18 protein-coding genes and 4 pseudogenes are annotated in these 26120 nt (G+C 43.9%); 16 read left to right on the forward strand and 6 right to left on the reverse strand.

From position 1 onward, the window contains the following. Window positions 1-29: 29 nt before the first annotated feature. From A4U55_RS00600 to clpX, 3 genes and pseudogenes are all read left to right on the forward strand, one after another. On the forward strand, window positions 30-809 hold the full coding sequence (locus A4U55_RS00600) for a hypothetical protein (RefSeq protein WP_063453894.1): 780 nt from the start codon (window positions 30-32) through the stop codon (window positions 807-809). After that, a complete protein-coding gene (locus A4U55_RS00605) occupies window positions 806-1918 on the forward strand; it encodes a DNA cytosine methyltransferase (RefSeq protein WP_063453895.1) in 1113 nt (370 codons plus the stop codon). The genes A4U55_RS00600 and A4U55_RS00605 overlap by 4 nt, the downstream gene beginning before the upstream one ends. A gap of 28 nt (window positions 1919-1946) precedes the next feature. Continuing rightward, a pseudogene (gene clpX, locus A4U55_RS00610) lies at window positions 1947-2234 on the forward strand (ATP-dependent Clp protease ATP-binding subunit ClpX); the annotation flags it as partial. Between the two features lie 162 nt (window positions 2235-2396). On the opposite strand, the gene A4U55_RS00615 reads toward clpX, so the two are convergent. Further along, window positions 2397-3521 (reverse strand): DnaJ domain-containing protein, encoded by a 1125-nt coding sequence (locus tag A4U55_RS00615; RefSeq protein ID WP_003661048.1) that lies wholly within the window; start codon window positions 3519-3521, stop codon window positions 2397-2399. 349 nt (window positions 3522-3870) lie between these two features. Between A4U55_RS00615 and fadB the strand changes: the two genes are divergently transcribed. Continuing rightward, window positions 3871-6024 (forward strand): fatty acid oxidation complex subunit alpha FadB, encoded by a 2154-nt coding sequence (fadB, locus tag A4U55_RS00620; RefSeq protein ID WP_063453897.1) that lies wholly within the window; start codon window positions 3871-3873, stop codon window positions 6022-6024. 29 nt (window positions 6025-6053) lie between these two features. Beyond that, window positions 6054-7226 carry an acetyl-CoA C-acyltransferase FadA gene (gene fadA, locus A4U55_RS00625; protein ID WP_063453898.1) on the forward strand — a complete coding sequence of 391 codons (1173 nt, stop codon included), beginning with the start codon at window positions 6054-6056 and terminating at the stop codon, window positions 7224-7226. A 136-nt stretch (window positions 7227-7362) separates the two neighbouring features. Here fadA and A4U55_RS08705 read toward each other — a convergent pair. Further along, window positions 7363-8518 (reverse strand): annotated as a pseudogene (locus A4U55_RS08705) (patatin-like phospholipase family protein). A 345-nt stretch (window positions 8519-8863) separates the two neighbouring features. Between A4U55_RS08705 and A4U55_RS00650 the strand changes: the two are divergent. The 10 genes and pseudogenes from A4U55_RS00650 to A4U55_RS00710 all read left to right on the forward strand — a co-directional run bounded on the left by A4U55_RS00650 (window position 8864) and on the right by A4U55_RS00710 (window position 20062). Continuing rightward, window positions 8864-9595 (forward strand): phosphoadenylyl-sulfate reductase, encoded by a 732-nt coding sequence (locus A4U55_RS00650; RefSeq protein WP_003666565.1) that lies wholly within the window; start codon window positions 8864-8866, stop codon window positions 9593-9595. An 83-nt stretch (window positions 9596-9678) separates the two neighbouring features. Further along, window positions 9679-10602 (forward strand): sulfate adenylyltransferase subunit CysD, encoded by a 924-nt coding sequence (gene cysD, locus A4U55_RS00655; RefSeq protein ID WP_003661064.1) that lies wholly within the window; start codon window positions 9679-9681, stop codon window positions 10600-10602. 150 nt (window positions 10603-10752) lie between these two features. Beyond that, a complete protein-coding gene (locus A4U55_RS00660; protein WP_003666567.1) occupies window positions 10753-12057 on the forward strand; it encodes a sulfate adenylyltransferase subunit 1 in 1305 nt (434 codons plus the stop codon). Window positions 12058-12167: 110 nt separating this feature from the next. Beyond that, window positions 12168-14264, forward strand: a complete 2097-nt coding sequence (gene recG, locus A4U55_RS00665) for an ATP-dependent DNA helicase RecG (protein ID WP_003666569.1) — start codon at window positions 12168-12170, stop codon at window positions 14262-14264. Then, window positions 14257-14904 carry a Crp/Fnr family transcriptional regulator gene (locus A4U55_RS00670; protein WP_003661072.1) on the forward strand — a complete coding sequence of 216 codons (648 nt, stop codon included), beginning with the start codon at window positions 14257-14259 and terminating at the stop codon, window positions 14902-14904. Before recG ends, A4U55_RS00670 begins: the two co-directional genes overlap by 8 nt. Window positions 14905-15076: 172 nt before the next feature. Further along, the gene (locus tag A4U55_RS00675; protein ID WP_227513405.1) at window positions 15077-15436 is read left to right on the forward strand and encodes an efflux RND transporter periplasmic adaptor subunit; all 360 of its coding nucleotides are present in this window, start codon (window positions 15077-15079) and stop codon (window positions 15434-15436) included. 110 nt (window positions 15437-15546) lie between these two features. Further along, window positions 15547-16188 carry an efflux RND transporter periplasmic adaptor subunit gene (locus A4U55_RS00680; protein ID WP_080534119.1) on the forward strand — a complete coding sequence of 214 codons (642 nt, stop codon included), beginning with the start codon at window positions 15547-15549 and terminating at the stop codon, window positions 16186-16188. A gap of 97 nt (window positions 16189-16285) precedes the next feature. Next, window positions 16286-17679 (forward strand): annotated as a pseudogene (locus A4U55_RS09250) (efflux RND transporter permease subunit). A gap of 47 nt (window positions 17680-17726) precedes the next feature. Then, a pseudogene (locus tag A4U55_RS09255) lies at window positions 17727-19255 on the forward strand (efflux RND transporter permease subunit). Window positions 19256-19516: 261 nt separating this feature from the next. After that, window positions 19517-20062: a DUF924 family protein gene (locus A4U55_RS00710; RefSeq protein ID WP_003666579.1), complete on the forward strand. Its 546-nt coding sequence runs from the start codon at window positions 19517-19519 to the stop codon at window positions 20060-20062. Here the strand turns inward: A4U55_RS00710 and coaE are convergent. From coaE to pilB, 4 genes are all read right to left on the reverse strand, one after another. After that, window positions 20054-20689: a dephospho-CoA kinase gene (gene coaE / locus A4U55_RS00715; protein ID WP_003666581.1), complete on the reverse strand. Its 636-nt coding sequence runs from the start codon at window positions 20687-20689 to the stop codon at window positions 20054-20056. The two genes, A4U55_RS00710 and coaE, sit on opposite strands and share 9 nt — an antisense overlap. Before the next feature lie 151 nt (window positions 20690-20840). After that, a complete protein-coding gene (locus A4U55_RS00720; RefSeq protein ID WP_003663394.1) occupies window positions 20841-21617 on the reverse strand; it encodes a prepilin peptidase in 777 nt (258 codons plus the stop codon). Further along, complete coding sequence (locus tag A4U55_RS00725) at window positions 21617-22876, reverse strand: type II secretion system F family protein (RefSeq protein ID WP_063453905.1); 1260 nt, start codon at window positions 22874-22876, stop codon at window positions 21617-21619. The genes A4U55_RS00720 and A4U55_RS00725 overlap by 1 nt, the downstream gene beginning before the upstream one ends. Window positions 22877-22914: 38 nt before the next feature. Beyond that, window positions 22915-24579, reverse strand: coding sequence for a type IV-A pilus assembly ATPase PilB (pilB, locus tag A4U55_RS00730; protein ID WP_003661093.1), 1665 nt, complete (start codon window positions 24577-24579; stop codon window positions 22915-22917). A gap of 154 nt (window positions 24580-24733) precedes the next feature. On the opposite strand from pilB, the gene A4U55_RS00735 reads away from it, so the two are divergent. Next, window positions 24734-25957, forward strand: a complete 1224-nt coding sequence (locus A4U55_RS00735; protein ID WP_063453906.1) for a multidrug effflux MFS transporter — start codon at window positions 24734-24736, stop codon at window positions 25955-25957. The last annotated feature ends 163 nt before the right edge of the window (window positions 25958-26120 follow it).

A 26120-nucleotide genomic window follows, 5' to 3' on the forward strand; every position in this document is an offset into this window, starting at 1 on the left:
GATAGCCTTTAATCTTAAGGTTGATTTTCATGACAAACCCAAAGTATTTCAAAAGTTATAGAGAAAGGCTAGGTTTTAATAGCCAAAGAGAGGCAAAAGAATTTTTTGCAGCCAAAGATATTAAACCATCTATTGATTATGACTATATTGATGGTTTAAATAATAGGTTAAAAGATATTGTCAATAAGATTAACAACCTTGTTGTTGATAGTATTAGGGTTGAAAATACAACAGAGTTTTGCAACTTAAATATTCTTGAGATTTTTGAAAAAATAAAAAATAATCAAATTTTGCATAGGTTAAATAATCAAGGTAGAAGACCTGAGGAAGTCTATTTTTCATGGATAAGAGGTTTGGTTATTGCAAATTTCTTTCTGAATGCTCTAAGTGTCATTTTTGAAGTTCCAATCAGTAATATCCGTTTGATTGGTGATGATGATTTATCAAATATCGAATCTTTTAAACGTACCCCTAAAGCAGATTTAGAGCTAAAACTTCATAATGGAGAGTTGATTCGTGTTGAAGTACAATCGGGATTTCAGGGCATTAATGATATCAAACAGCACAAAGTTCTAGAGGCAAAGAGAGTCAAAATAACTGATGGTATCGCTTCATTGGTGGTACATATTGATATTTATAATGGGCAGGTCGCTTTTGTTCGGCTAGACACTATCGAGGATGATAGTGTGAATTGGATTACTAGACAACAGATGGAAGGGCAGACTGTATTTAACATTGATTCCAATCATTTTTTGTGGAGATTAACCGAAATTCCTCCAAGGTTTTCGGATCTAGAAATACAATTATGAATAAGATAAAAGTTATTGATTTATTCGCAGGTGTCGGTGGATTAAGCTACGGTTTTGCCCATGATGAAAGTTTTATGATCGTTGCAGCAAATGAAATCCTACCAAAAATGGCAAAAGCCTATGAGCTCAATCACCCTTTGGTCAAAATGTATAATCGGGATATTAAAGATTTTGGTATACATGATTTATCTCAAGATTTGGGTATAAAGATAGGTGAGATAGATTTGGTGGTTGGCGGGCCACCCTGCCAAGCTTATTCAACGGTAGGTAAGAGATTAGCAGATGATCCTAGGGGGAAATTATTTCAAGAGTACTATAGAATATTAAAAGAATTGCAACCCAAAGCTTTTATCTTTGAAAATGTTAAAGGGTTATTATCCATTCAAAAAGGAGAGCTATTCAAAACAATTCTTGGATTATTTGGTTCGCTTGGATATCATATCGATCATAAGATACTAAATGCAGCAGATTTTGGGACACCGCAAATTCGAGAAAGGGTAATTGTGGTAGGTTCAAAATTGAACCAGCCTTTCATTTTTCCACAACCAACACATTATAATCCTGATCAGCTATTAACTCTACCTACGAGTATGATGAAACCTTATGTTACTTTGGCGGAAGCTATTGGAGACCTTCCATTAATTGAGTCAGGGGAAATTGCCATTGATTACGCTGATAAACCACAAAACTCATATCAAAAATTGATGCGAAAAAATGCCCCAGCTCATTTGATGGATCATAATGCTCCTAAAAATAATCAAAAATTAATTGAACTGATGAAAGCACTGCCAGATGGAGGAACTCCTTTGGATTTACCAGAGTCTATTAGACCAAAAAGTGGTTTTGCAAACACCTATTCTAGACTTTGGTGGAATAAGCCTAGTACAACAATTACAAGGAATCTAAGCACACCTTCCTCATCGAGATGTATACATCCAAAAGTTGCTAGATCCTTAACAACTAGGGAGGGTGCAAGAATACAAGGTTTTCCAGATAGCTACCTATTTTTTGGATCAAGAAGTGATAAAAATTTACAAATTGGTAATGCGGTACCACCATTTTTATCTATCGCACTCAAAGACAGTATTAAACATCATTTTCAAATATAAATCATTATTTGATGATTTTTATTCAGCTGCCTTGGTGCAAATTCTCACCGAGCCTAAAAATGCACTGGTCAAGCAATATCAGTATCTTTTTGATATGGAAGGTGTTCAATTAACCTTTGAGCCTGAAGCACTGACCGCCATCGCCAAGCGTGCCCAAGAGCGAAAAACGGGTGCTCGTGGCTTGCGTTCTATCATTGAAAATGCACTGATGGATACGATGTATGAGCTACCTAGCATGACCGATATCGCAGAAGTGATTGTCACCAAAGGCGTCATTGAGTCTGGCAAGCCGCCAGTGACTAAGCCTAAATCGTGATGGGGGCTGTCATTTAAGACAGCTTGGATATTCATCAAAAATCCGCCGATAGCATTCGGCGGATTGCTCTTTAAGCAGTACCCTATCTTAAATAGTACTCCTGAGTAACGGGTAAATTCGTGTCATGATTCTTCTTTGGGTTGGTGAAATCAGTTGATGATATCAATCATACAACGCCAGCTCTTCGGCACGCTCATACAGCAGTGCCACCTCGCATAAATAGCGTGCGACCGTTTGATCATGACGGTTGTTATAGGTATTTTGGGCATTGACTTGGCAGTGTCGTTCACGGTCGGCATTGATGGCTCGCTGTTCATCACGCAGCAGTGATTGCGTCTCGTCAGATAACTCATCCCAAACGGCGTTAATATGGGCAACAGCATCATCGTATAAGGCATGTGCTTCACTGGGCGTATAGCCCTCTAAATGATTGCTGTGATCACTATAGGTCGGCTGATTGGGATAGCTGGGGTCATAAAATAGCGTTGGCTGATCGGCGACATTGGCTGCATAAATACGCAAAGTTTCGGTACGCTCATCAAGTCTGGGTACTTCGCACTGATAGCGTGCCGTGTCTATGTCCATTGGGTGGCTGTATTGGCTGGCAGCTTGTGCCTTACAAACCTCTTCTCGTGTGCTATTGATGGAGCGTTGTTCATCACGCAGTTCATCTTGAATGGTTTTGGGCAGATTATTCCAAACGGCATTAATGCGATTTACCGCCGCCAAATAAGCAGCATGTGCGTGTTCGTATGAGGCTCGTTGTTCTGGCGTGATTTCATCAGGTGTGAATGGTATCATCGGCTCAATGGCAACCAATTTGGGAATACTGCTGTTAGGCGTGTCATGATTTAAGGGAGTGACAGGCTCGTCACGATGCCCAAAAAATCCTGCTGATGATACCAAAAAATATGCCAAAATCACCACAGCAATCATCGCTATCAATAGCCCAACTAGCCAGCTTGTCAGTGATGATTTTTTGGGTTTGGGCGGCTCATGTGGGCGATAATCATCGGTTGTCTGTATGGGCGAATGGGTAGTTTGTGTGCCAAAGTTGGGCGGCGTCGTGCGGCTAAACCTTGCATTCATTTGTAGCCATGAGTCATAGTCTGCTCGCTTGATGGGATCTGATAAGGTTTCATAGGCTTGGCGAATTTGCACAAGACGATGAGCGGCATTGGGATTATGTTTATATTTTTTGGTTAAAGCGTGATAAGCGGCATCAATGATTTCGGTATCGGCGGATAAAGATATGCCCAAAATGTCGTAATAGGTTGGCTGTGTCATAACAAATACAATAAAACCTCATGAAAGATTTGGGTCAAAATTGGATAAATCAGCTTGGTATGGATTGATTATGATGTATATCTTATAAAAATAGCGAGTTTTTGTAAATAATTATTTAGTCAATGCTTTGATAAAATCATGATGAACCATACTGACCGATATTTATTATATGATTTTATTGATCATATGATTTGGAATAAAAAAGTATTGGTGTGATTAAGATATGCGTGACCCATGGGTCATCATTAAGCAGGAATATGGCAGGTGAAATGGCGTGATGGGTGTGTTATATTAAAGGTGCGTTTGCCAAGCATGGCAACATGATTGACTAACATCACAAGGGGTATTTATGATTTATCAAGGAAAAAATATTCAGGTCGATTTTTTTGACCAAACACAAGGTATCGTGCAGTTTCATTTTAATGCCACTGATGAAAGCGTTAATAAATTTGATCGCAAAACCACCCAAGAATATCAAGAAGCGGTAACAGTACTTGAAAACCGTGATGATATTCAAGGCTTAATTGTCACTTCAGGTAAATCGGTGTTTATTGCTGGTGCGGACATTACTGAGTTTACCGAATATTTTAGTCGCTCTAAAGATGAAATTGAGGCATGGCTTTTGGATATCAATCATATTTTTAATCGCTTTGAGGATTTGCCCTTCCCAAAAGTGGCGGCGATTAATGGTGCAGCGTTAGGCGGTGGCTGTGAGATGGCTTTGGTATGCGATTACCGTGTGGCGGGTATTTCTGCCCAAATTGGTTTGCCTGAAACTAAGCTTGGTATTTTTCCAGGTTTTGGCGGTTCAGTGCGTCTGCCACGCCTGATTGGCATTGATAACGCCCTTGAGGCCATTGCGACAGGTAAGGCTTATCGACCTGATGAAGCACTTAAATTGGGATTGGTTGATGCGGTGGTGGCTGATGAGCTGCTTGAGCAGGCAGCGGCTGATTTGGTCAAAAAATGCTTATTAGGCAAGTTTGATTGGCAGGCGAAGCGTCAAGAAAAACAAGTACCAGTTAAGCTCAATCAGCTGGAGCAGGCAATGGCATTTAATTCGGCTAAGGGTGTCATTTTTGCCAAAGCCAATCCAAAACATTATCCTGCGGTGGCGATTGCCCTTGAGACCATCGAAAAACACGCCAATTTAAACCGTGATGATGCGATTGCCCTTGAAGCCAAAGGTTTTACAAAAGCTGCAACAACCCCACAAGCGGCCGCCTTGGTCGGCTTATTTTTAAATGACCAAACAGTTAAAAAACTTGCCAAAAAGCACAGTCAAAATGCACAAACCATCAAGCAAGCAGCTGTACTTGGTGCAGGTATCATGGGTGGCGGTATCGCTTATCAGGCAGCGGTCAAGGGCTTGCCAATTATTATGAAAGACATTCAAGCCAAGCAGTTAGACCTTGGCATGAATGAAGCTGGTAAACTGTTATCAAAAGAGGTTTTGCGTGGTAAATCAACGCCAGCTAAGATGGCTCAAACCTTAAGCCACATTCGCCCAACCTTAAACTATGGCGATTTTGGTGAAGTTGATATTGTGATTGAGGCGGTCGTTGAAAACCCTACAATCAAAGAAGCGGTATTGTCTGAGGTGGAGGGCTTGGTAAAACCAGAGACCATTTTGGCCTCAAATACCTCAACGATTTCTATCACTCGCTTGGCGAATGCCCTAAAACGCCCCGAAAACTTTGTGGGTATGCACTTTTTTAACCCAGTACATCGCATGCCGTTAGTTGAGGTGATTCGTGGCGAGAAGACCAGCGATATCGCCATTGCAACAACGGTTGCATTGGCACAAAAAATGGGCAAAACTCCAATTGTCGTCAATGACTGCCCAGGATTTTTGGTGAATCGTGTGTTATTTCCTTATTTTGGTGCGTTCGATTTGCTGGTCAAAGAAGGTGCCGATTTTGTTAGTATTGATAAGACCATGGAAAAATTTGGCTGGCCGATGGGTCCTGCGTATCTTTTGGATGTTGTGGGTATGGATACAGGCGTGCATGCTGCCAAGGTGATGGCAGAGGGTTTCCCTGATCGTATGAAGCCAGATTATAAAGGTGCAACGCAGCTGATGTTTGAGCATGAGCGTTTGGGTCAAAAAAATGGTGTTGGTTTTTATCAATATGAAACTGATAAGCGTGGCAAACCTAAAAAAATTGCCGATAGTACCACTTATGAGCTGTTAAACTTGGTTCAAACTGGCGATCAGACTTTTGATGAGCAAGAAATTATCGACCGCATGATGATTGCATTTTGCAATGAAACCGTACGCTGCTTGGAAGATAATATCGTCGCAAGCCCTGCTGAAGCTGATATGGCGATGATTATGGGCGTAGGTTTCCCACCATTTCGTGGCGGCCCTTGCCGATATATCGACCAAATCGGTGTCGCAAACTATGTTGTATTGTGCGATAAGTACGCACATTTAGGTAAGGCATATGAAGCACCTGCCAAATTGCGTGATATGGCTCAAAATGGCGAGACTTTTTACTAATTATTGCTCCAATTATCCAAGGAAAAACAATGACAACTCTAAGTCCAAAAGATGTAGTAATCGTTGATGGTGTGCGTACGGCAATGGGTAAAACCAAAAATGGTATGTTTCGCCATGTGCGTGCCGATGATTTGTCAGCCAAGCTGATTCAGGCACTGATTGCACGCAGCGACATTAATCCAAGCGAGCTTGAAGATGTGATTTGGGGATGCGTGAACCAAACACTTGAACAAGGCTGGAATATTGCTCGTTATGCAGCCTTATTGGCAGGCGTGCCAAAAACTGTGGCAGCTCAGACTGTGAACCGTTTGTGTGGTTCATCCATGCAGGCGTTACATACCGCTGCCGCTCAGATTATGACCAATCAAGGCGATATGTTTATCATCGGTGGTGTGGAGCATATGGGGCATGTGTCAATGATGCATGGCGTTGACCCAAACCCAAAGGCGTCTAAACACTATGCCAAAGCATCAAATATGATGGGTCTGACCGCCGAGATGCTAGGTCGGTTAAACGGTATCACCCGTGAAGAGCAAGATACCTTTGGGGTGCATTCGCATAAAAAAGCATGGGCAGCCACCCAAGCAGGCCGTTTTGATAATGAAATTGTTGGCGTAGAAGGACATGATTCTGAAGGTAATCTGCAGTTATGCACTGTCGATGAGGTGATTCGTCCTGATGCTAATTTAGAGGCATTCCAAGCACTTAGACCTGTATTTGACCCCAAAAATGGTACAGTTACTGCAGGCACAGCCTCGGCACTGTCAGATGGTGCTTCAGCAATGCTTATCATGTCAGCCCAAAAAGCCAAAGATTTGGGGTTAAAACCTCGTGCACGCATCCGTGGCATGGCGGTGGCAGGATGTGATGCTGCAATCATGGGTTACGGTCCTGTGCCTGCTACCCAAAAATCCTTAAAGCGTGCTGGTCTTAATCTGTCTGATATCCAAACCATTGAGCTAAATGAAGCGTTTGCTGCTCAAGGTCTATCGGTACTCAAAGGCTTGGATTTACTTGACAAGCAAGATATCATCAATCATAATGGTGGTGCAATTGCGTTGGGTCATCCGCTTGGCTGCTCTGGCGCTCGTATCACAACCACGCTGTTAAATGTCATGGAGCAACAAGATACTCAGCTGGGGCTTGCGACTATGTGTATTGGCTTAGGTCAGGGTATCTCAACCATCATTGAGCGTATCTAAGATCACGATGTGTGTTAGTTAAGATATACAGCCAGCACACCAAAACCCCAAGCGTAATCTTATGCTTGGGGTTTTTAACATACATTAAGACAATATCATAAAAATACCGTCAAGATGCGCATTTTGACGGTATTTTTTATGATTGGGCTGTTTGCATTTGGGCGCGTTTTCGTGTGTGAGCGTCTTTGATGGCTTTTTTGATGGCAGGGATTTGGGCATCTGTTGCCAATCTGCCTTCATTGATCAGTCGTGTGCGGTCAGTGCTGTCAAAGACAGCAGCACCTGTCATCTTGGGACGGATTAGCACATCGGCAGCACGGATATCTTCAGGTTCGGCGGTCAAATTGGCACCCAAATTACCAAACCACCGAGCAAACTCAGAGGTCTTGGTAGGTAGCTGTTTTGGTAGAGAAATATTGGTGTTAGTAGGAATAGACTGCATGATAACACCAAGCAAATCACCCAATGGTATGTCAATAGGCAAGCCTCTGGCAGTTTGATTGAGCTTATCAAGATTGACTGGCACAGTCATGGTTCTATCGCCCCATGTGGCACTGATACCTGCATGATTGCGTTGGATGTTGATACTGCTGCCTTGATTAGGCAGAGCGTTTGAATTGGGCGATGCTTGTTTTTCACCCATGACATCGACAGCGATGATAATATCAGCACCCAGACTTTTGGCGATGCGTGTCGGTAATAACGCCACCTGTGAGCCATCTACATATTTTTTGCCGCCTATTTTGGGAATGCGTGGTGGAATGAATAATTTTGGGACGCTAGATGAAGCTTGGACTGCCAACCCCGCCTCCCCAGTTCTAAAAGTTACTGCCGTATTGGTGTGCATCTGTGTTGCCACCGCCGCATAGCGTATGGGAAAAGCTTCGATGGGGCGATGGTTGACTTGCTCATTGACATAGCGACGCAGGCGTGTTCCGTCAATCAAGCCCTGCTGTGAGGGCGTAATTTCAATCAAATCCGTTTCTTTGACAGTATCGGCAAGAGCGATCATCTCAGATGGTGTCTTACCACTGGTATAAACTGCACCCACCAGCGCCCCAACTGGTACCGACTACCATATCAGGACGGATACCATGTGCCTCAAGGGACTCAATTGCCCCGATATGGGCAAACCCACGCATACCACCCCCACCAAGCACCAAAGCCACGACAGGACAAGTTTTATTAGCGTTTGGCGTAACCAAACTTGGAGCGGTAGATGATGGCGTAGCACTGGCATAAGCCGTCAGTATCGGCATAAAGATGGGTAAGGCTACGGCAACCAATCTCATGACAACCCCTAAAAATAATCAAAAATAACTATGAACTATATCATATCTTTGGCGTGTGGATATTCGACAAATGCGATTTTATGTCATGATTGTGTAGAGATTTTACAAATATTCACAAACATTCTTCAATTTAAAGGGATTGGTATGACTTATTTTGGGTATAAATTTGGATGTGAATTGGTTGAGATTGGCTTAACTATGATGGCTAATGCCAAAAAGTGATTTACTTTGTACAAAAAGTTATTTTTGATTTTTTGGCGGTGGTGATACCTTGTGTTGTATCCAAGTGAACGAATTCATAAAATCATCTTGCCATAATAGTTAGCCAATTTGAGAGCCAAAATCATGATGATAAAACCCATACTGTGGCAGATTCCAGTGCCAAGTGATGAGACGATACAAGGTCTTGATGCCAAAATCAAAACCTTACATGCTCGCTTATCAGATATCCATGCCAAGCACCATACTGTCAAGTTTGCCAGTAGTTTGCAGGCCGAGGATATGGTCATCACCGATGCACTGGCAAATAGCCATTTAAGTACTGAAATATTTATTTTACAGACAGGTAGGCTAAACGCCGAAACACTTAAGCTCATCGACATCGTCAAGGCATGCTATCTTACAATAAATTTTAAAACTTATGAGCCGCACCCGCACGCTGTGGCAGACTATGTGGCAAATCATGGCTTAAACGCTTTTTACGAAAGTGGTGATCTACGCAAATTGTGCTGCTTTATTCGTAAAGTTGAGCCTTTAAATCGTGCTTTGGTCGATGCTGATGCTTGGCTGACAGGGCAACGCCGTGAGCAGTCAGTCACTCGCACCGAGCTGAATTTGGCAGAAACAGATTTGGCGCGTGGTATTGCCAAATACAATCCAATTTTTGATTGGCAAGAGACGGATGTATGGGCATATATTTTGACCAAAAATATACCGTTTAATGAGCTGTATCACCAAGGCTATCCTTCCATTGGCTGTGAGCCTTGTACCATGCCTGTCAAGCAAGGCGAGGATATCCGTGCAGGACGCTGGTGGTGGGAGCATAAAGATAATAAAGAGTGCGGTTTACACAAATGACTTGGGGGCGTGTATTTAAATTAAGCACCTTAACAGACAAGCCCAGATTTAGACAATTTTATTTAGACTGATAGGTAATTATCATGACAGCAACTATTCTACAAAACGAGCATTTAGATTGGCTTGAAGCAGAATCTATTTATATTATCCGAGAAGTGATCGCTGAGTGCCGTAATCCTGCTCTGCTATTTTCAGGAGGTAAAGATTCAGTTGTGCTACTTGCACTGGCACGCAAGGCATTCGCCATCAAAGGTCGTGATGTGGCACTGCCATTTCCTTTGGTGCATATTGATACAGGGCATAATTATCCTGAGGTGATTGAGTTTCGTGATGCACAGGTCAAAACGCTTAATCTGCGTTTGGTTGTCGGTCATGTCGAAGACTCTATCGCCAAAGGTACGGTCGTGCTGCGTAAAGAAACTGACTCAAGAAACGGTGCTCAAGCGGTCACCTTGCTTGAAACCATCGAGGCGTATCAGTTTGATGCCTTGATGGGTGGTGCTCGTCGAGACGAAGAAAAGGCGCGTGCTAAAGAGCGGATTTTTTCATTTCGTGATGAGTTTGGTCAATGGGATCCCAAAGCTCAGCGTCCTGAGCTGTGGTCTTTGTATAATGCCAAGCACCATCAAGGAGAGAATATGCGTGTATTTCCGATTTCAAACTGGACGGAACTTGACATTTGGCAATATATCGCACGAGAAAATCTTGAGTTGCCTTCGATTTATTATGCTCATGAGCGAGAAGTGGTCGAAAAAGGTGGACTTTTGGTGCCTGTTACGCCATTGACCCCAAAAGCTGATGGCGATGTCAGTGAAATTCGTTCGGTGCGTTTTCGTACTGTGGGTGATATCTCATGCACCTGCCCTGTGGCAAGTCTTGCTGCCACGCCCAAAGAGATTATCCAAGAGACTGCTGTGGTTGAGATTTCAGAACGCAGTGCCACTCGCCTTGATGATCAAGTCAGTGAAGCGGCGATGGAAGTACGCAAAAAACAAGGTTATTTTTAATACACCAAATAACTATTAAGACAATTTATCATCTTAATTAAATAATATTGAATAATCTTGATTGGGTCAGCGTCCCCACAAGCTGATCGCCAATCAATGTATCAAAACAAGCAAATTCACAAACAGATTATCAGGTAAAAGGACAATCAGATGAGCCATCTAAATACCCATGCACCGCTAAGATTTATCACCGCAGGTAGCGTTGATGACGGCAAAAGCACCCTGATCGGTCGCCTGCTTTATGACAGTAAGGCACTACTGACCGATCAACTTTACAATCTAAATAATACCAAAACCGCAGGCGATGCCATTGATTTTTCGGTACTGACCGATGGGCTTTTGGCGGAGCGTGAGCAAGGCATCACCATCGATGTGGCGTATCGCTACTTTTCGACAGCCAAGCGTAAATTCATCATTGCCGACACGCCAGGGCATGAGCAGTATACACGCAATATGGTTACTGGTGCCTCAACCGCTCATGCAGCGGTGGTACTCATTGATGCATCACAGATTGATTTTGGACAAGCTGAAGTTTGGCTTTTACCACAAACTAAGCGGCATTCAGCCATCTTAAAGCATTTACGCTGCTCTCATATTATCGTGGCGATTAATAAGATGGATTTATTGAATTTTGATGAAAATAAATTTAACACCGTCGTGCGTGCTTATAAAAAATTGGCGGCACAGCTGGATTTACAAGATGTCAAATTTGTGCCTGTTTCTGCCCTAAATGGTGATAATATCGTCCATAAGAGCCAAAATACACCATGGTATCAAGGTGGTACATTACTTGAGATATTGGAGAGTTTGCCTGTGGGGGAAGCGGTTTTGACGGATACGGCAGCGTTTCATTTGCCAGTGCAGTATGTGTTGCGTGCTGATGGCGACAAAAAAGATGATTTTCGTGGCTATCAAGGTCGTATCGAATCAGGCAGCGTTTCGGTTGGTGATAAAGTGCGTGTTGAGCCATCAGGTCGTATCAGTCATATCCAAGAGATTATCAGCCCCAATGGTGTCGTCAGCCGAGCATCTGTGGGCGAACAAATCACCATCACGCTCACCGATGACATCGATATCTCTCGTGGTGACAGCATCGTCTCGGCAGTATCTCAGACCCTGCCGACCAAGCGTCTGCGTGCCACATTATGTTGGTTTGATGAGCGTGCCTTAAATCCTGCTCGTAAATATTTATTAAAACACACCACCCAAACCGTTTTTGCCAAGGTTGATGAGATTCATCATATATGGGATGTGCATACTTTGTCAAATTTTGCTGATCAATCAACCCTGAATATGAATGATATTGGTGAGGTGAGTATGAGTTTACAAAAGCCAATTTTGGCAACCTCTTACGCCCAAAACACCGCCACAGGCTCATTTATTTTGATTGATGAGGCAACTTATCATACCGTGGCAGGCGGAATGATTTTGGCAAAAGAGACCCAAGATTTTTAAGTGGATTTGGGACAAATCTGTAAAAATCTGACCAAAATGGTCGGATTTTTGCTTTTTTAACAGAATTATTTTACAATCATGATTGCGTTTCATTATTCATGGATAAATTTATGACCAAGCCCGTCATGACCATTCATTTGCCTGTGACTGCACTGTCTGGTGTGGGTCAGGCACTGGCTGGGCGATTGGCCGAGCTTGGCATTCATCGTATTTTTGATATGCTTTTGCACCTGCCACGAGATTATGAAGATCGTAGCCGTGTCATTGCTATCAAGGATGTCAGTCATGGTATGAGTGTGTTGGTGGCGGGTGTTGTGACTTGGGTTGAAAAGAATCGCACAGGATTATCGGTGACCTTAGAAGATGCCACAGGGGAGATTACGCTTCGGTTTTTTCATACTTATCCAAGTTTATTAACCACAATGATGGTGGGGGCAAAAATCACCGTATTTGGTGAGATAAAGGTTAGTCGCTACGGCACACAGATGTCTCATCCTGACTATCATCTGACAGGCACAAAAAAGTTTGAATCTGGGCTTTTGCCCATTTATCCCACCATCAAAGGCATCAATCAAAATAAACTTAGGCAGCTGGTGCGTCTGGCACTGACAGCTGTTCAGCAAGATGGCATTCATGGCTTATCAGAAACACAGCTAAAAGCAGCAGGCGTTGAGTTGACGGGCGATCTATTGCCAGCATTAAAAGCGGTTCACCTGCCAGAGATACATGCTGATATTTTTAGCCAAACTGCTTTACTGGCAGGACTTAAAGATCGTACTCACCCTGCCTGTCGCCGTATTATCATCGAAGAGCTGGTGGCACATCAGGTCAGTTTTTTGTTTCGGCGTAATCATATTTATCAGTATAAAGCACCCAAATGCGACCCAATTAGCCCGCTTGCCAAGCAACTGGTGGCAGGTCTACCCTTTGAGCTGACCGCCGCCCAAAAGCGAGTCATTGATGAGGCGGTGTCTGATATGGCGACATCACGCCCCATGCTCAGACTTATCCAAGGCGATGTCGGTGCTGGTAAGACACTGGTGGCTGCGATGACAGCATGCTATGCCTTAGATAGTGGTTGGCAGGTGGCAGTTATGGCACCAACAGAAATCTTAGCAGAGCAACATTTAATAAATTTTCAAAAGTGGTTTGAACCTTTGGGGATTGGGGTCGGGTGGCTTGCGGGCAAACAAACCGCCAAAGAGCGTACAGCAGCACTAGATGCCATCAGAAAAAATCAGGTGCAAATTGTGGTTGGTACCCATGCACTGTTTTCAGATACGGTTGTTTTTGCCAAATTGGGGCTTGTCATCATCGATGAGCAGCACCGATTTGGGGTAGAGCAGCGTCTGCGTTTAACCAATAAAGGCGTGTCAGGTGGAGCACCGCATCAGCTGGCGATGACCGCCACGCCCATTCCAAGGACACTTGCTATGAGTATGTACGGTGATATGGATGTTAGTATTATTGATGAATTACCGCCCAAGCGTACGCCAATCACCACAGTGACGATTAACCGAGATCGACGAGACGAGGTGATTGAGCGTATACAAAATAACTGCCAAGCTGGCAAGCAAGCGTATTGGGTGTGTCCACTGGTTGAGGAGTCGTCGGCTTTGGATGTGCAGTCAGCCCAGCTGACTTATGAGGATTTAAGCGATCGGCTTGATATTCGTACAGGGCTTATACATGGCAAGATGAAAGCTGCCGACAAACAGGCGGTGATGCAAGCTTTTAAGGCAGGCGATATAGATTTACTCATCGCCACAACCGTGATCGAGGTGGGTGTGGATGTGCCCAATGCGTCATTGATGGTGATCGAAAATGCCGAACGCTTAGGATTGTCCCAGTTGCATCAGCTAAGAGGGCGTGTTGGGCGTGGATCTGCCAAAAGCTTTTGTGTGTTACTGTATCAGCTGCCATTATCACCAACAGGCATTGAGCGACTTAATGTACTCAAAGACAGCACCGATGGCTTTGTCATTGCCCAAAAGGATTTGGAGCTAAGAGGTGCAGGTGAGCTTTTGGGTAAACGCCAAACTGGAGACATGGGTTATTATTTGGCGGATATTGTGCGTGATGAGGCACTGCTTGAGGCAGCAGGTGACATTGCATGCCAATTAATCAAAACTTCTGATAAACTGCCAACAGCATTGGCAATCATGAATACTTGGCTACCGGAATCTAAAGATTATGTCAATGTTTGATGACTATAGCTTGGCATTATTTGCCGATTGTACACGCTTGACTGACAGCCAAATCATCCATAAATGGATACAGCATTGGGCATATACCATGCCTGAGCTAAGCGAAGAGCAAGTCAAAGATGTGGTGAGAGGATTTCAGATACAAAGACTACCTGCAAGAAGCTATTGGCAAGTGGCAGGGCAGGTACAAGATCACATTGGCGTCATCTTGGCAGGACTGTGTAAGCTTGAATATCAGTCCGACCAAGGCAGTGTGGTCAATGTGCATTTTATGCAAGAAGGTGATGGTATTGGTGAATATCACGCATTTCTTGGCGATGAGGTTTGCCGATATAGCCTACAGACCATTGAACCTAGCATCATCATCGCCATAAGCTTGGCACATTATGAATACTGCTGTCAGCGTTATCCGATTTTTTATCGTTATATTGGCCAAAATCTGACCCAAGTCTTGGCACAAAACATCGCTCGTATCGACAGCCTGCTTATCACCGATGGGCAGACTCGTTATGTTAGATTTATTGAAACAAATCCCAAATTGGCGGCCAGAATTTCGGTGTCTGATTTGAGTTCTTATTTGGGTATGTCACGCCAAATGCTTACACGCATCCGCAAAAAACTGGGCCATCGCCGTGCATAACCCAAGCTTGGTTGGCTTGATGTTGAGCAAATGCGTATTAACTAAATGGATTAAAATGGTATTTTTATGACTGTTCATCAAAATTACAAGTCATCACCTGCTCGACCCCTTTGGCAATGGATTATATTTTTTTGGGGTGGGTATTATCGTTGGTGTACTCATTGGGCGATTTATGTTATCACCAAATCAAGAGACACCGTCCAAGCAAGCTGCCCAAAACCAAAACGCAGCAGTGATGGCGGTGGAAGCGGTACATCCCACATCGATAACAATCAAAAATCGCCTGTCAGCTAATGGCATCGTGGCTGCAGTTGAAACGGCGGAGGTTAGTAGTCAGATCAGCGGTGTCGCCATTGAGCGGGTGCTTGTTGAAGTTGGTGAATTTGTCAAAGCAGGGCAAGTGCTTGCAACACTTGATACACGAACCTTTGAGCAACAGTTGTCTTCTGCTGAAGCTGAGCTTGCCACAGCGGTTGCTGCACAAGAAAAAGCGGCTGCCGATTTGGCACGCACCGAGCCATTGATGCGGTGAGCCGCCAAGAAGTTGATGCTTATCGCACTGCACTTCGGCAAGCTTTGGCGAATGTTACCGCTGCCCAAGCCCATGTCGAAAGTGCTCGTACTAATCAGTAGTGAGGTCTGATTACTGCCCCTGTCAGTGGTATAATCAGTGCCAAAAATGCGCAAGTTGGTGCAGTGGTATCAGGCACCCCGCTATTTAGCATCATCATAGATGGCATGCTTGAGTGGCAAGCCGCCGTGCCACCTGCTGATGCCGCCAATATCCATGTGGGCCAAACGGCGTCTGTTGAGATTGCAGGTCGGCAGGTGATAGGAGGGGTTGCTCGCCTAAGTCCTGTTACCAATGATAGCCGAGATATCACCGTCCATGTGCGTCTGCTAAGAGACAGTGGTGCCAGTGCTGGCATGTATCAATCTGGCGAGTTTTTATTTGATGCCCAAAGATACAATGCCATTCCGCTTAGTGCGTTGATGGGTTTAGATGGCTATGATTATGTTTGGCAATTAATACCAAACATCGGTGACGATGGTCGGACATATCACCAAGTCAAGCGTCGGCAGATTACCATCATCACCCAACAAGACAATCAAGTTGCAATAGATGATTTACCGCAAAGTGACTTGATTGTTGCAACCAGTGCCAGCTTTTTAGATGATGATTTGGTCATTGTCGTAACCATCAACGGGCAAGATGTGGATCATAATCAAACCAGTAAAGCACCAAAACCTGCTTTAAACCCCAGTCATGGTAACACACGCTAAGGTGATATCATGAATATTTCGGCTTATTCTATCAAAAATCCTTTGGTTGCCATTTTTTACCTTGATGATGATTTTGGGAATTTATGGATTTTTACAAATGAAAATTCAGCAATTTCCTGATATTGACCTACCGGGGGTGGTAACAACCATTACTTTGGCGGGAGCATCGCCTGACCAGCTTGAAAATGATGTTGCTAAAAAAGTTGAAAATAAACTTGCCAATATTGAGGGCGTTAAAAGCATTCGCACCACACTACAAACAGGTGCGGTAACCATTTTTACGGTCTTTGAGCTTGAAAAACCGAATGATGAGCACTTGACGATGTGCGTTCAGCTGTCAGCGAAGTTCAAGGGCAATTACCTGCTGCTGCCAATCCGCCCATCATCTCAAAAGTCTCTACAGCAGGGTTTCCTGTGGCGACATATTCGGTTGCTGTGCAGGGCATGAGCGATACCAAATTATCATGGTTTGTCGATGATACGATTACCAAACAATTATCAAATATCGCTGGGGTGGGAAGTGTCAGCCGTATTGGTGGCGTTGAGCGGCAGATTTTGATACAGCCTAAGATGGATATGATGACAAGCTTATCCATGCCCATCAACCAGCTGGCTCGGCAGATTTATGCCAAATGGCAAGATGCTTCAGGTGGTGAAGCAAAGATTGGCAATCAGATTCAGACAATACGCATACTAGGTTCAGGTCAACGGGTTTAGGAATTAAATGACCTACAAATCACCACACCAACAGGAACAGCGGTACGATTGGGTAGTTTGGCGGTTATTGAAGATACCCATGCTGATATGACATCATTAGCAAAGCTTGACGGTGAAGAGGTGGTGGCATTTAGTATCATACGCTCAAAAGGTGCAAGTGAGACCTCCGTGGTGGCCGCAGTTGATGATGCCTTGGCTGACTTACAGGCTCAAATGACTGACCTGAAAATCGAAAAAATCGTTGATTACGCTGCACCCATTGAAGAAAGCTATCAAGCAACGATGCGTATGTTGATTGAAGGCTGTATTTTAGCGGTGATTGTGGTATTTATCTTTTTAAGAGATTGGCGAGCCACTTTTGTGGCAGCCACGGCATTGCTATTGTCTATTATTCCAACTTTTTTTATCATGTATTTGTTTGGTTTTAGCTTAAACATGATTTCGCTATTGGCATTGACTTTGGTGATCGGTGTTTTGGTGGATGATGCGATTGTGGAGATTGAAAATATTGTTCGCCATCTTAATATGGGCAAATCCCCCATGCAAGCTGCTATTGAGGCGGCTGATGAGATTGGGCTTGCGGTTGTTGCAACAACTTTTACGCTGATTGCGGTATTTTTGCCAACGGCATTTATGAGCGGGGTTGTGGGGCAGTTTTTTAGCCAATTTGGTTGGACAGCGGTTATTGCAATTTTTATTTCACTGTTGGTTGCCCGCCTGCTGACACCGATGATGGCCCATCCATTTACACCCAAAAACCTGCTGGTAAATTGATGACAGCTTATCTTCAGATGGTCGCTTGGACGCTAAAGCATCGTACCATGACAGTCGCCTTTGCATCGGGATTTTTTATTGCCTCGCTGATGTTGGCATCTTTTTTGCCATCGGCATTTATTCCACCTGATGAGATGAACCAAACCCAAGTTAGCATTGAGCTGACACCTGATGCAACCTTTGATGATACGCTGCGTATCGCCCAAATGGCGGTCAATAAAGTCAAAGCAGTCAAGGGGGTTGAAAGCGTCTTATTAACAGTAGGTTCATCACACAGCTCAGGCGACCCAAGTAGTATGCGTAGTGGATCGGTCAATACCGCAAAGCTTGATGTTAAGCTTTCTGACCGCACTTTACGCGCAAGCAAAGTGGACATCGAATCCCAAATCAATCAAGCACTTTTGACCGTACCAGCGGCACGCTTTAATGTTGGTATGTCAGCAGGTGGCGGTGAGGCGGGCTATGTTTTTTCGATCACAGGTGCTGATGCAAAAAAACTTGATGCCACCGCTCATGAGATCATCAGACAAATCCGTGTCTTACCGATGGTGGCAAGTGTGATTAATAACAATGCCTTTCCCAGACCTGAGCTGTCAGTTATTCCTAATGAGCTGAGCATGGCGGATAAAGGCGTCACAACAGCAGATTTGGCAAATACATTGCGTGTTGCTACCCAAGGTGATTATGATAATGCCTTACCAAAGCTTAGCCTAGATACTCGTCAAGTGCCTATTGTAACTCGCTTAAGCCATGAAGATAAGCAAAGTTTAACTACTTTATCCAATCTTTATGTACCAAGCTCAAAGGCGGTGCCTGTTCAGATAAAAGATGTCGCATCTTTAAAATTCACCACAGGTGAGGCAAGTATTAGCCGTCTAGACCGTGAGCGTGCCATAAAAATCACAGTATTGTCTACCAAAGATGCCTCTTTGGGCGATCTGATTGATCGTGTCAAATCCACCCAAATTATGCAAAACCTCCCTGAGGGCATCCATCTGATTGATGAGGGGCAAGCTGAGGATATGGCTGAGCTATTTACTGGCTTGATACTTGCGATGGCGGTTGGGATATTTTGTATTTTTGCGGTGCTGATGCTGTTGTTTCATCGTTTTTTACAGCCTTTAACGATTTTGATGGCTTTACCGTTATCTGTTGGCGGTGCATTTATTGGGCTAATTGTTACAGGTAGTAGCATGTCGATGCCTGCCATGATTGGGCTGATTTACTCATGGGTATTGCCACCAAAAACTCCATTTTATTGGTGGATTATGCCATCATTGCTCAAGATGAACAAGGCTTAAGCTGCTTTGATGTGCTCATTGATGCGTGTCGCAAGCGTGCTCAGCCCATCATCATGACGACCATCGCCATGGGTGCAGGGATGTTGCCTTTGGTGATCGGATTAGGCGGGGTTGACTCGACATTTAGCCGCCCAATGGCATCAGCGGTGATTGGTGGCTTAGTCACCTCAACATTATTAAGTTTGGTGGTGATTCCTGTGTTTTATGCGTTGATGGACGATTTGGGAAACTGGTTAAAAAAGCCATTTAACAAACGCCATCGGCAGATAACTTAACATGCCTCATCAAACTGCTTATAAATGGGCTAAATCAGTGGGTGAACAACATCACACCAAGACCAAAGCTAATCAAACAAAATCCACATCTGGGTGTTAGTATGGTTAGCTATAGGATGATTAATTAATCTGTCTTAATCTTGTCTTAAAATGATAAGTTTAAGCGGTGACTAATATTTAAGCGGCAGCTAATAAAGACGATTTTTATTTTATCAGTGTTATTAATATGAACGATATGATGATATGTTTGGAGAGATTATCATGCACCCTTTGGCACAATCGGTATTAGAATTTTGGTTTTCAAAAGACGCTCAGCCAGTGTGGTTTGCTAAATCTTTTGAGTTTGATCAAAAGATTAGTCAGCAGTTTGGCAAGGTGCTAGAGTCGGCGACAGCTGGCGAATGTGCAGATTGGCGTTGTGATATTTTGGGTCGGTTGGCTGAGATTATTGTGCTTGATCAGTTTTCACGCAATATTCATCGAGATACACCAAAAGCTTTTGAGAATGATGGTATGGCGTTGGTATTATCCCAAGAAGCGATCGTATTACCAGAGTTTGAGTCTTTAGCCTTAGATGAGCGTAAGTTTATGCTCATGCCGTATATGCATTCAGAATCTAAGCTGATTCATAAAAAAGCCATGACGCTGTTTGAGCAATTCACCGATGCAACAACCGTGGCGTATGAGCGTCGGCATAAAGAAATTATTGATGAATTTGGACGCTATCCGCATCGCAATGCGATACTTGGGCGAGTATCCACTATACAAGAGCAAGCATTCTTAAACAAGCCGAACAGCTCATTTTAAGCCATGTTGTGCTGCCATTGCCAGATATTTTTGATGAAGCGTATCAAGGGTTTGGTGGAGTTCATCAAGCGTTTTATCATTGACTAAGATGTCTGCACCGATTTTTTGAGCCAAGTCCAGTCGCTGTTCTCGGCTGATTTGTTGATCGATGATGGCTTGGATTTGAGTGGGATTATGACCATCACGCTTGGCAACACGCTGTCTTTGAATCTTACTACTGGCATCTACGACAAGCACATGATCACAAAGTGCCAGCAGATTGGGGGATTTGTGTCGCCCCTCAAATAAAAGTGGCACCGAAAGTATCGTATAAGCAGACTGTGAACAGCCAAGTTCATCTAAGATGGCTTGATGAATGGCAGGGTGTATGATGGCATTGAGCTGATCTAAAGTCTGTGAATCACTAAATACCCGCGCCCGTACTGCTGCACGATCATATCTCCCGTGATGATCAAGCACCCAATCTCCCAGTGCTTTTTTTAAGGTAATCAAAAGTGGGCTACCATCCGATGTTAGGCGATGAGCGATGATGTCAGCATCGACCACTGTGATGCCTTGCTTACCAAGATAGTCGCTGACAGCACTTTTTCCACTACCAATGCCACCCGTCAAACCCAATATGAACATCATCTCTCCTTATGGTATGTTTTAATTCATGTGAGTTTCAATCATTGTTGACCATGTTAAATGAACTCATTTTAAATAAACTAACAGCAGTCAAGTAGCCAAGTTCTGTATGTCTACCTTAAATCAATGATAAAAGTTTGATCAAATATCCTTATCTGATGCCAATATATGCCTGTATGTACTCGCCAAAGAGCAACACCACCCAAGCTGCCATAATAAGATATGGTCCAAAAGCAAACGCAGATGCCTTACCTTGGTGTCTTTGGATGATGATGCCTGCCACCACACCCAACGCCGCAGCGATAAACACAATTATAGGCAGCTGCCATATACCAAGCCATGCCCCGCAAGCGGACAAAAGTTTGGCATCCCCAAGCCCCATGCCATCTTGTCGGCGTGCCAAACGATACAAGGCATTGATTAGCCAAAGTACCAAAAAACCAACGACCGCTCCAAAGATGGCATCTACAGGCGTGGTCAAAACCCCAAAGCCATTTGCCATCAAGCCAATCATGCCAAGTGGCAGCACAAGACGATCGGGCAGTAGTTGCACTCGATAGTCGATGCCTGCCAGCCCAAGACCAAACCACACAAAGATCACCGACAAAGCACCAATGATTGATATGCCTTGGATAGCCAGTGTACTGATGCTAAGCAAGGCACTAAGTGGCATCATAATGGCGTATAAATAGGCAGGTGCAACTTTTTGATGATAAGATGACCCAAAGCCTGTCAAAAGCTTATCTTGGGCATCGTCTAGGATGATGGGATTAATCACCTGTATCATTTCTGCCTGCCATTCAAGCATCATTCGATAAGGTAGGGTATATATCAGATGGATAAGATAGCCGCCCACCCCTGCACCCAGTAGAGCAATTAGGGTGTACCATATCCAGTTGGGCATAGACGCCAATGATATTAAGGCCATTATGCCCCCATGCTCATATTAAATATTGGTAAGTACATCGCCAGTACAAGCCCACCGATGAGCACACCCATAACAATGATGATGGCAGGCTCAATCATGCCAATCAAAGCATCAATTTTATCTTTGACCTCTTTATCATGGTGTTTGGCAATTTGATCAAGCATCTCAGACAGCCTGCCTGAGGCTTCGCCCACCGTTACCATCTGCACACTCATGGGCGAAAACAGCTTGGTGTCTGCCATGGCTTGACCCAACGGCGTGCCAGTTTTGACAGCTTTTGCAATCTGTTCACTGGCATCAAAAAATAGCACATGATGACAGGCTCGCCCCGCCAAAACAATACTCTGTGCCAAAGGCACGCCTGAGCTAAATGTGGTGGATAATGTCTGAGCAAAACGCGCGCTACCAACCGCTTGGATGAGTTTGCCAAAAATGGGCAAACCAAAAGCAGTGTTGGCACACCAAAGCCTTAGGCGTGTATTGGTTTTATAAAAATAAATAAACAGTCCAATGCTCGTTATCGCCACCAATAGTAGCTGCCAAAAATTTGCCGACAACCATTGTGACAGTGACAGCACCCACAGCGTGATGGTTGGTAGCTCATTGCCCATATTGCCAAAGCTTGCTGCAAAGCTTGGCACGACTTTTAAAAGCATCACGGTGCTGACGATAAGTGAAGTCAGTGCGATGGCGGCAGGATAACGCAACGCTTGATTAAGCTGAGATTGGCGAAGTGCTTGTTGTTCAGCATGCTCAGCGGCTCGCTCAAGCATAATATCAAGCGTACCAGATTTTTCGCCAGCATCAATGAGCGCCAGTGCTAAACTGCCAAACTCTGGATGACTGGCAATGGCTTGGGTGAAATTCTCTCCTTGCTCGATGCACTGCTTGATTTGGATGAGCTTGTTTGATAAGCGGCCGTTCGTTGTGGTCTTAGCAGCGATATCTAGTGCGTCGGTCAAAACGACACCTGATGTTAAGAGTGTTGCCAAGGTACGAAGACCAAGCAAAATCTGCTTATTAGCAATGGGACGCTCAAAGTGCCACCGCGCTTGCTTGGCAGTCAGATGGATATGATAAAAGCCTTGTTTGCGTAGCCGTGCCTTTGCCAAGCTCATGTTATTGGCACTGATTTGACCGCTGACCGTTTTACCATCATAAGATTTGGCATGATAATCAAACATGAGCATTTTGGGCGATTTAGACAAGGTCTTATTTGTCATGCCTTGATTAGCCAAAGGTTTGTTTAATTTTTTCATTAAAAATGCGATTTATCCACAGTATGATGCACAGTGCTTTAGTGATTTAGCCATGATTCAGAGGTGACACGGTGCATCTCAGTGAGGCTAATTTGGCCGGTGAGTACTTTTTTGATGCCTGCTTGTCTAAGATTGTCATGGCCTTGGGTGCGTGCCAAAGCATCAATTTTGGCGGCAGATGCCTGCGTTAAAATCAATTCGGCCATGGGCGGCGTGATGGGTAATACCTCAAAGATGCCAATGCGTCCTTTGTGGCCATTTTTACATTTATGGCATCCGACAGGTGCGTACAGTGTTGGTTGTTTGGCGATATCTTGATCGCTAAACCCTGCCAAGCGTAATGCCTCATCGGGAATGGTGATGGGTTTTTTGCATTCATCGCACAGTCGGCGAGCTAATCTTTGGGCGATGATTAGGCTTAAGCTGCTTGCCAAATGAAAAGATGGCACACCCATACTGTGCATACGCGTGATGGTATCACTGGCTGAATTGGTGTGCAGTGTTGATAACACCAAATGCCCCGTTTGAGCGGCGGTTGTGGCGATTTGGGCGGTGTCAGTATCACGAATTTCCCCAACCATAATGACATCAGGGTCTTGGCGTAAAAATGCTCTGAGTGCATCGGCAAAATCCAGCTGTACTTTAGGATTAATATTGACTTGATTAATACCAGCCAAGTTAATCTCAACAGGATCTTCACAGCTTAAAATATTAATTTCAGGCTGATTAAGACGCATCAAAGCTGTGTACAGCGAAACTGTCTTACCTGATCCTGTAGGACCTGTGACCAAAATCATGCCTTGAGGGCGTGATAGTGCATGAATAAATAACTGTTTTTGAGCATCGTCCATGCCAAGTGCATCTAGCCCAATGAGTGCCTGAGCAGAGTCCAGTAGCCTAAGTACGACCTTTTCACCATGTAAAGTAGGCAGTGTGCTGACACGAAAGTCCACCGATTGCCCATCTTGAGCATCAAATTTTAAGCGTCCATCTTGAGCACGGCGACGCTCAGCGATATCCAAATTTGCCATGACTTTGATATAAGAGGCAATCTGAGCGGCCATTGATTTGGGTGGATTGTGTATCACTTGCATTACCCCATCAATACGAAAGCGAATGCGATAACTGGCATCATAAGGCTCAAAATGAATATCGGATGCTTTTAGGCGGATGGCATCGGTGAATAACTTATTGACAAAGCCTACGGTGGGGGCGTCATCTGTTGTAGCTTGGGAGTTTGACCCTATTTTTTGGGTATCCTCAAAAGTATCTGTATCTAAATATAGCCTATCTAATAAGGCAGATAGCTTATCTTCTTCAACCAGCATAGGTCGGATCTGACGGCGTGCATGAAAACGCATGGCCCCAATGGCATCTTTATCGGTGGCATCGCTCATAGCTAAGGTCAGCGTGTGCTTATCACAGCTTAAAGGTAGCATTCGATATTTAATAAATAATGCAGGGTCTAGGCCTGTTTCAACGACTTGGCTAAGCTGACTGGGCGGCTCATAAATGGGTAAGTTGTAGCTTAAACTTTGGATGTGCAAAAGCTTGGCGGCATCAATGAGTCCGCTTGCGACCAAATGCTGAACAAATGAGCGTTGCAAATTTTTGGCATCAGTGGCAGCTTTTGATAAGGCATCTTCTGTCATCAGCTGATGTTGTAAGATTAGGGGGGCAAGTGATGGCAGGACGGCGGTCATGGGTGGCATCAATTAAAGAAAAGAACGAAGGTTATTTTTATCAAAAATAAGCAGGGCTTGCAAGATATTTTGCAAATGAATAAAAATTAAAATAAACATACCTATGATACAATAATCAGTTTTATAACAAACCCATACATAATGATAGTTTAAAATGACCATAACAAACAACCAAGAGACAAAATTTCCCGTGCTTTGGGTGATGATGCTGGGCGTGATGATTGCCATCGGACCTTTATCGATTGATATGTATTTGCCAGCTTTTCCGAGTATGGCAGAAGATTTTGGCGTCAATGTCGGTACGATTGCCAAATCTGTGCCAGCGTATTTTTTGGGATTGGTGTTTGGGCAGCTGTTTTATGGACCATTTAGCGACCGTATTGGGCGAGTACGCCCATTATACTTGGGCATGAGCATTTTTATCATCGCATCAATCATCTGTGCAACAACCAATAACGAATATGCGCTATTTATTGCAAGAACCTTACAAGCACTTGGTGCCTGTGTGACGACAGTCGTCACACGAGCCGCCATTCGTGATACGCTCAATCCAGTGCAGTCAGCCCGTGCTTTTAGTTTGATGGTGCTTGTGATGGGTGTTGCACCGATTTTGGCACCAAGTTTGGGTGCATTAATCTTAAAAGTAGCAGATTGGCATGGCATATTTTGGTTTTTGGCAAGTTTTGGGGTGCTAAATTTATTATTAACCAAATGCTTCTTAAAAGAAACCCTAAAGCCTGAAAACCGCAATACTCGCCCGATGTCTGAAAGCTTTGGGCAATATTTTGGTTTGATGAAAGACCGTACTTTTATGTTGCCTGCAGTCGCATCAGGGTTGCTTCAAGGTGCGTTTTTTATTTATTTGTCAATTTCAAGTGAGCTGTTTATGGTGAATTATCAGCTGACAGAGCATCAATTTGCCATCGCTTTTGGGGTGAATGCGTTTGGGTTTATTGCATTGACGCAGGTGAACCAATTTTTAACCAAGCGTTTTCATTTGGTAAATCTACTACGCACAGGGGCAGTCATTCAGTTGGCGGCAGCTGGTGTCTTATTGATATTGGGGCTTATTTTTGGCGGTAAAGCAAGTTTTTATTGGGTATTTGCCAGTCTGTTTATTTGTATTGCAGGACTTGGTTTGACACAGCCAAATGCAACTGCCATTGCTTTGGCGTTTCAAAAAAAGCGTGCAGGCTTGGCAAGTGCATTACAAGGCGCATTGCAGTTTTCGGTAGGTATTTTTGGCGGTCTGCTGATTGGTTTATTTGAGTTAGATCCTGTTACCCGCCTTGGTATCACGACCAGCATTTTGGTAGTGGTGGGTACTTTTTTGGTATTTTATATCAATCCAAAGCTTGATTTATCTCGCCTAGACTGAGTGCTTTTTAAGGTGCGATTAAGCCCAAAATAATCTTGATATTGGGGATGAAATTTTCGTTCCTTGTTTGATTTACCTAAAATATTGCCTTAAAATCTGTTATAATAAAAGACATTTATTTTTGATACCATTGCCACCTTTTTGGCGTCTTTAGCAAAGGGTA

Origin of the sequence: Moraxella catarrhalis, assembly GCF_001632285.1 — a bacterium.
GTDB lineage: Bacteria > Pseudomonadota > Gammaproteobacteria > Pseudomonadales > Moraxellaceae > Moraxella > Moraxella catarrhalis.

Coding starts and splice junctions, on each gene's coding strand:
- A4U55_RS00600 (WP_063453894.1), top strand. CDS start 30: ATGACAAACCCAAAGTATTTCAAAAGTTATAGAGAAAGGCTAGGTTTT.
- A4U55_RS00605 (WP_063453895.1), top strand. CDS start 806: ATGAATAAGATAAAAGTTATTGATTTATTCGCAGGTGTCGGTGGATTA.
- A4U55_RS00615 (WP_003661048.1), bottom strand. CDS start 3,521: ATGACACAGCCAACCTATTACGACATTTTGGGCATATCTTTATCCGCC.
- fadB (WP_063453897.1), top strand. CDS start 3,871: ATGATTTATCAAGGAAAAAATATTCAGGTCGATTTTTTTGACCAAACA.
- fadA (WP_063453898.1), top strand. CDS start 6,054: ATGACAACTCTAAGTCCAAAAGATGTAGTAATCGTTGATGGTGTGCGT.
- A4U55_RS00650 (WP_003666565.1), top strand. CDS start 8,864: ATGATGATAAAACCCATACTGTGGCAGATTCCAGTGCCAAGTGATGAG.
- cysD (WP_003661064.1), top strand. CDS start 9,679: ATGACAGCAACTATTCTACAAAACGAGCATTTAGATTGGCTTGAAGCA.
- A4U55_RS00660 (WP_003666567.1), top strand. CDS start 10,753: ATGAGCCATCTAAATACCCATGCACCGCTAAGATTTATCACCGCAGGT.
- recG (WP_003666569.1), top strand. CDS start 12,168: ATGACCAAGCCCGTCATGACCATTCATTTGCCTGTGACTGCACTGTCT.
- A4U55_RS00670 (WP_003661072.1), top strand. CDS start 14,257: ATGTTTGATGACTATAGCTTGGCATTATTTGCCGATTGTACACGCTTG.
- A4U55_RS00675 (WP_227513405.1), top strand. CDS start 15,077: ATGTTATCACCAAATCAAGAGACACCGTCCAAGCAAGCTGCCCAAAAC.
- A4U55_RS00710 (WP_003666579.1), top strand. CDS start 19,517: ATGCACCCTTTGGCACAATCGGTATTAGAATTTTGGTTTTCAAAAGAC.
- coaE (WP_003666581.1), bottom strand. CDS start 20,689: ATGTTCATATTGGGTTTGACGGGTGGCATTGGTAGTGGAAAAAGTGCT.
- A4U55_RS00720 (WP_003663394.1), bottom strand. CDS start 21,617: ATGGCCTTAATATCATTGGCGTCTATGCCCAACTGGATATGGTACACC.
- A4U55_RS00725 (WP_063453905.1), bottom strand. CDS start 22,876: ATGAAAAAATTAAACAAACCTTTGGCTAATCAAGGCATGACAAATAAG.
- pilB (WP_003661093.1), bottom strand. CDS start 24,579: ATGACCGCCGTCCTGCCATCACTTGCCCCCCTAATCTTACAACATCAG.
- A4U55_RS00735 (WP_063453906.1), top strand. CDS start 24,734: ATGACCATAACAAACAACCAAGAGACAAAATTTCCCGTGCTTTGGGTG.